Consider the following 207-nt stretch of genomic DNA (forward strand, 5'->3'; position numbering starts at 1 on the left):
GGAGAAGTACGGTACAACTCCTGAGGACGTTAAAGAGAACCGAGCTAGAATGACAGCAGCAGTTGCAGAAGCTGGATTTAATTTTCAGTTTACCGATGACTTCCGTCCCTACAATACTTTTAATGCGCATCAATTGCTGCATTGGGCTGATCAGCATGGACGTATGCTCGACCTAAAACAAGCATTATTCGTTGCGCATTTCGTTGA

The 207-nt window shown here is 44.4% G+C and carries 1 pseudogene; it reads left to right on the plus strand.

Going from position 1 to position 207, the window contains the following annotated elements:
- Window positions 1–207: pseudogene (locus tag V6252_RS13765) on the plus strand (DsbA family oxidoreductase); the annotation flags it as partial.

The organism is Psychrobacter proteolyticus (assembly GCF_038155145.1).
Lineage (GTDB): Bacteria > Pseudomonadota > Gammaproteobacteria > Pseudomonadales > Moraxellaceae > Psychrobacter > Psychrobacter proteolyticus_B.